The organism is Asticcacaulis biprosthecium C19 (genome assembly GCF_000204015.1).
Classification (GTDB): domain Bacteria; phylum Pseudomonadota; class Alphaproteobacteria; order Caulobacterales; family Caulobacteraceae; genus Asticcacaulis; species Asticcacaulis biprosthecius.
Map to the genome: position 1 here is coordinate 1,644,594 of NZ_GL883077.1, position 2,488 is coordinate 1,647,081.

Annotated in this window: 2 protein-coding genes; both read right to left on the reverse strand. The window is 62.1% G+C overall.

The annotated features are described in order from the left end of the window. Positions 1 to 57 precede the first annotated feature (57 nt). Entirely contained in the window at positions 58 to 1,272 is a 1,215-nt protein-coding gene (locus tag ABI_RS07825; protein WP_006272365.1) for a nitrate/nitrite transporter, read from the reverse strand. A 315-nt stretch (positions 1,273 to 1,587) separates the two neighbouring features. Then, positions 1,588 to 2,391 (reverse strand): ABC transporter ATP-binding protein, encoded by an 804-nt coding sequence (locus ABI_RS07830; RefSeq protein WP_006272366.1) that lies wholly within the window; start codon positions 2,389 to 2,391, stop codon positions 1,588 to 1,590. Between the last annotated feature and the right edge of the window lie 97 nt (positions 2,392 to 2,488).

Genomic DNA, 2,488 nt, shown 5'->3' on the forward strand with positions numbered 1-2,488 from the left:
GTGTTTCACACTGATCCACCTCCCCCGCAAGCAGGGGAGGAGAAGGTCGATCCGTTCTTAGAGTTTAGCATCTGCCGATCCGAAAGCCTGCCAGGTCCCGCGCCAGCGCTTCTTGACCAGGGTCAGGCCACCCAGGGCCACCATGGCCAGGATGGCAAAGCCGACCAGGCCGAACTGGTAGCTGCCGGTCGCCTGCTTGGACAGGCCCAGAGACGCCGCCAGGTAGAAGCCGCCAACGCCACCGAACATGCCGACGAGGCCGGTCATCACGCCCATTTCGTTGCGAAACCGTTGCGGCACCAGTTGGAACACCGCGCCATTACCCATACCCAGAGCCCCCATGGCCACAAGCAGGACCATGACCGCTGCCCACACCGTAGGCATGCCGAAACTCAAAAGGATCAGTGCGGCGGCCGCGACGCAGTACATGATGCTCAGCGTACGGATGCCGCCGATGCGGTCGGACAGGCCGCCACCGACCGGGCGCAGCAGCGAGCCGGCAAAGACGCAGGCGGCGGTGAAGAAGCCGGCCGCGACGGGCTCGACGCCGTACTCACTGTTGAAATAGATGTTGAGCGACGACGACAGGCCGACGAAGCCGCCGAAGGTGACGCCGTAGAACAGCAGGAACCACCAGGCGTCGGACTGCTTGAAGATGTTGAGATACTGCGTCCAGGTCTTGGCCGGCGGCTGATCCGGCGCGTCCTTGGCCAGGAACTGATAGATGACGAAAGTGATGATCAGCGGGATGGTGGCGATGCCGAACACGGCCGACCAGCCGAAGGCCTTGGCCAGCGACGGAGCGAACAGCGAGGCGAAGACCGTGCCGGAATTGCCGGCGCCAGCGATACCCAGCGCAATCCCCTGATACTTGGGCGGATACCAGCGCGAGGCCAGGGGCAAGGCGACGGCAAACGAAGCGCCGGCCATGCCGAGCACCACGCCCAGCACCAGGACGCCGCCGTAGCTGTTGACCTGAAGAATCCAGGCGAGCAGCAGACCAGCGATCACGATCAACTGGGCAATGGTGCCCGTCTTCTTGGGGCCGATGCGGTCGACGAGAACGCCGTTGATCAGGCGCAGGCCTGCGCCGGCGAGGATCGGCACCGCCACCATGAAGCCCTTTTCGGCGGGGGTGAGGCCCAGCGAGGCCGCGATCTGCACACCCAGGGCGCCGAGAAGCACCCAGACCATGAAGCTCATATCGAAATAGAGGAAGGCGGACAGGAGGGTCGGGGTGTGTCCGGCTTTGAAGAAGTCCTTGCTAATCATCGGAGTCTCTTACTGCATAAAGCATAAAAAAAACGCCCCAAGCCGAACCCGCCCCAAAGGAGCCAGTAGGTCTTGAGACGTCATCGTCTATAAACTTCGCGTCACCCCCGTTGGCGCTGCGAAGCGGTCATGCGATCATCCTTGATCGCAACACACAGGGTTGAGCAAAGTGAAGCCCATGTCAAATTCCGCGTGCGAGGGCGCGGGCCGCAACTGTGTTGCGGTGCAAAAATATCACAAAAGGCGCCGGATTCGGCCCGCCTAGACCCTCCGGCGCAGTTTCATGAAAATGGGCTTAAATGGTTTCAATGGATATCATGCGGGTGTGAGTTCCTGTGCGACCTTGTCATGCTGTTCGAGGAAGGCGACGATCTCCTGGCGGCAGCGCAGGAATTCGGGATCCTGGAAGGCGCTGAGGCGGGTACGCGGACGCGGGCAGCGGACATCGACGATCTTGCCGATGGTGGCTTTCGGACCGTTGGTCATCATGACCACCCGGTCGGCCAGCAGAACGGCCTCGTCGACATCGTGGGTAATCATCAGCACAGTCGCCTTGATGCGCGAGTGCAGGGCCATGACCGTGTCCTGCAGGTGGCCACGGGTCAAGGCGTCGAGTGCGCCGAAGGGCTCGTCGAGCAGCAGCACTTTCGGTTCCATGGCCAGGGCGCGGGCGATGCCGACTCTTTGTTTCATGCCGCCGGAGATCTCGCCGGGGCGTTTCTTGACGGCGTGGGTCATCTTGACGAGGTCGAGATTTGTCATGGCGCGCTCATGGAGCTGGCTCATGGTTTCCTTGCCGCCATAGATCTTGTCCACGGCGAGACGGACGTTTTCATAGACCGTCATCCACGGCAGCAGGGAGTGGTTCTGGAAGACCACGGCGCGGTCGGGACCGGGACCGGTGATCTCCTTGTTGCCGAGCAGGGCGGCGCCGAGCGTCAGCGGTACCAGGCCGGCGACGACATTAAGCAGGGTCGACTTGCCGCAGCCGGAGTGGCCGATGATCGAGATGTATTCGCCGGTGTTGACTGACAGCGAGACATTGTCGAGGACGCTGGAGATGACGCCGTCGCGTTCGAAGTCGACATAGACGTTTTCAAGAGAGAGCAGGGCAGGCATGGGGAACTCCGGAAGGGAGGGATTTCATTCGTCTCCTCCCCTGCTTGCGGGGGAGGTGGCATCGAGCGAAGCGAGATGACGGAAGGGGCTCTTCCAC